Annotated in this window: 3 protein-coding genes; all 3 read left to right on the top strand. The window is 74.7% G+C overall.

What is annotated here, in order from left to right; genetic code table 11:
• Positions 1-119: 119 nt before the first annotated feature.
• Positions 120-1655, top strand: coding sequence for an acyl-CoA reductase (locus HGA02_RS14155; protein ID WP_168679593.1), 1536 nt, complete (start codon positions 120-122; stop codon positions 1653-1655).
• Entirely contained in the window at positions 1652-2755 is a 1104-nt protein-coding gene (locus HGA02_RS14150; RefSeq protein WP_168679591.1) for a LuxE/PaaK family acyltransferase, read from the top strand. The genes HGA02_RS14155 and HGA02_RS14150 overlap by 4 nt, the downstream gene beginning before the upstream one ends.
• Positions 2755-3223 (top strand): FAD-dependent oxidoreductase (locus tag HGA02_RS14145; RefSeq protein WP_168679589.1); only part of this gene is annotated, 469 nt, incomplete at its 3' end. The genes HGA02_RS14150 and HGA02_RS14145, both read left to right, overlap by 1 nt.

The following is a 3223-nucleotide window of genomic DNA, read 5'->3' as shown; positions in this document are numbered from 1 at the left end:
CGGGCCTGGCCCGACGCGTCCCGCGCGCCGAACCGGCCTGACGCGCGGCCGCCCCGACCCGCACCCCGACGGACGCGCCCCGCGCACCCCGACGTCACGCACCACCGAACGGAGAACCCATGGACCAGGTCATCGACCTCCCGCTCATCGTCAACGGCGTCGCGCGGTACGCCGACGGCCCGCAGGACGACGACGTCCACCTGCTGCGGTTCGAGAGCGGCGCGGCGGTCCGCATCCCGCGGTTCCACCGGTCGCACCTCGACGAGATCCACGCCGCCGCGCCCGAGCTCGACGCCGAGCTCGCGGAGATCTCGTCGGCGGAGATCATCACGTTCCTCGGCAAGGTCGGCGAGCTGTGGGACGCCCGTCGCCTCGCGGCGCGCATGTTCGTGCGCCGGCACGCGCACACGCTCACGCAGTTCCCCGACGTGATGATGGAGCGCGACTACGAGACGATCGGCCACTTCCTCGCGCAGCGCTGGCACCTGTACGACCAGATCGAGTCGGAGTTCGGCGACCAGCGGATCCTCGACGAGTGGCTGCCGGTGCAGATGTCGTACCGGCGCGCGTACCCCCGCGGGCTGGTCCTGCACTACCTGGTCGGCAACCTGCCGCTCGCGTCGATGTACAGCCTGTGCCGCGGCATGGTCACCAAGAACCGCTCGATCGCGAAGCTTCCCTCGCGGGACCCGATCTCGCCCGTCGGGCTCGCGCTCGCGGTGCTGGAGGTCGACCCGCAGCACCCGGTGTCGCGCGCGCTGTCGCTGCCGTACTGGCCGCACGGCGACGCGGTCGGGGACGCGGCGATCGCGTCCGTCGACGCGGCCTGCGTGTGGGGCGGCGAGGCCGCCGTCCGGTCGGTGCGCAGCAAGCTCGGCGTGAACGTCCCGCTGGCCGAGTACGGCCCGCGGCACAGCGCGTCGGTCGTCGACCTCACCGACACCCGCACCGACGTCCGCGAGGCCGCGATGCGCGTCGTCGAGGACGCCGCGTTCTACGACCAGGAGGCGTGCTTCAACACGCAGCGCGTCTTCGTGAAGGGCGACACGACGGCGTTCGTCGCCGCCGCGCGCGACGCGTTCGCGACGTTCACGGGCAACCTGCCGTTCGTCACCGAGAACCGCGACGTGCTCGCCAACCGGTCCGCGCTGCTCGCCGAGGCGTCGTTCCGCGGCTTCCCGTCGACGGTCACGCCGGACTGGGCGGTCGTCGAGCTGCCGCTCGGCACCACGGACCTGCCGCACCCGCTCGGCCGCACGCTGTTCGTGCACCCCGTCGAGGACCTGGGCGACGTGGCCCGGCACCTCGACCGGCACAGCCAGACGCTGAGCGTGCACCCCTGGCGGATCACGACCGAGCACCGCGACCGGTGGGCGGCCGCGGGCGCGGACCGGCTCGTCGAGGCCGGGTTCTCGCGCATGCCGCGCGCCGGGTTCACGCACGACGGCTCGCTCGGCATGCACACGCTCGTCCGGCTCGTGTCGATCGAGCGCTCGTGGGACGACCCCGGCCGCTACTACACGCGCCGCACCGACGCCGCGCAGCACTACCTCGTCGACCGGTACGACCGGGTCCGGGCGACGATGCAGGCCGACGACCTCGCCGCCGTCGGCACGGACCCCCGACCCGCGCCCGCCGAGGGAGACCACCGATGAGCACGACCGCGACCCGCCCCGCCCCGACGACGACGGCCGACGAGGTCAGCGCGCTCGACGCGTGGCTGTCCGCGACCGACGTGATGCGCGACGGCGCCGCGCCCGAGGTCCGTGCCGCGTTCCTGCGCGACGCCGTCGCGCACCACGTCGCGCACAACCCGGCCTACGCGCGGTACGCGGACGGCCTGGACCCGGCGACGATCGACGTCGACACGCTCGACCGGATCCCGCTGCTGCCCAGCGGCGTGTTCAAGCGCGCGGCCGACCTGGTCCGGACGGGCGACGAGCCCGTCGTGCAGACGACGAGCAGCGGCACGCAGGGGACGGTCTCCCGGGTCCCGCGCGACGACGCGACGCTCATGCGGTTCTTCGCGTCGGTCACGGCCGCGACGCACGAGCTGCTCGACGTCGAGCACGCGGAGACCGTCGTGCACAACGTGGGTCCGCGCGTCGACGAGTCGCAGCACCTGTGGATCTCCTACGTCATGTCCGGCGTCTCCGTGCTGCACGAGACCGACTTCTACGTGCGTGACGGCGCGGTCGAGACCGAGCGGCTGGTCGCGGCGCTCGCGGCGGACGACCCGTCGGTGCCGTCGCTCGTCGTCGGGCCGCCGCCCCTGCTGTGGGACCTCGCGCACGCGCTGCGCTCGCACCCGCTGCCCGCGCACCCGCGCCGGTTCGCCGTGACGATCGGCGGCTGGAAGGGGCGGCAGGGGCAGGCCGTGGCGCGCGACGCGCTGCACGACGCGCTGGTCCCGTCCCTCGGGCTGCACGGCGTCGGCGCCGTGCGCGACGCGTTCAACATGGTCGAGCTCAACACCATCGCGCTCGAGTGCGCCCACCACGCCAAGCACTGCCCGCCGTGGCTGTACGTGAGCGCGCGCGACCCCCGCACGCTCGCGCCCGTCGAGCCGGGCGAGTCCGGGCTGCTCGCGTACTGCGACCCGACCCCGACGAGCTTCCCCGGGTTCGTCCTCAGCGAGGACTTCGGCTGGGTCGACCGCGACGTCGCCTGCCCGTGCGGCGTCACGGGCGACGTGCTGCGCATCGAGCGACGCGTCAACCGGCTGGAGAGCCGGGGCTGCGCGATGAAGATCTGATGCCCGGCGGCGATCCGGGGGCACGGCCCGGTCGGGTCGGCCGGGTCGACGACGTCGTCGACGTGGTCGTGGTCGGGCTCGGCGTCGCCGGCGCGACCACGCTGTGGAGCCTCGCGCGCGCGGGGCTGCGGGCCGTCGGCGTCGAGCAGCACCAGCCCGGCCACGTGCACGGCGGCTCGCACGGCGGCACGCGCCTGTTCCGGCGCCTGCACTGGGAGGGACCGCACTACCCGGCGCTGGCCGACCGGTCCCGGGCGCGCTACCGCGAGCTCGAGGCCGAGTCCGGCACGACGCTGCTGTCGCCCTGCGCGCACGCGGTCGTCGGGCCGGACGACGGTCCGCTCGTCGGGCGCACGCGCGACGTCGCGCAGCGCTGCGGGACGCCGGTCGAGGTGCTGCGGTCGCGCGCGGCGGCACGGGCGGTCCCGCACCTCGCCCTCCGCACCGACGACACGGTCCTGCTCGACC

Origin of the sequence: Cellulomonas septica, from assembly GCF_012396155.1 — a bacterium.
In the GTDB taxonomy this organism is placed as follows: Bacteria; Actinomycetota; Actinomycetes; order Actinomycetales; family Cellulomonadaceae; genus Cellulomonas; species Cellulomonas septica.
The sequence above is the reverse complement of the archived record's forward strand: the minus strand, read 5'-3'. Positions and strand labels throughout refer to the sequence as shown.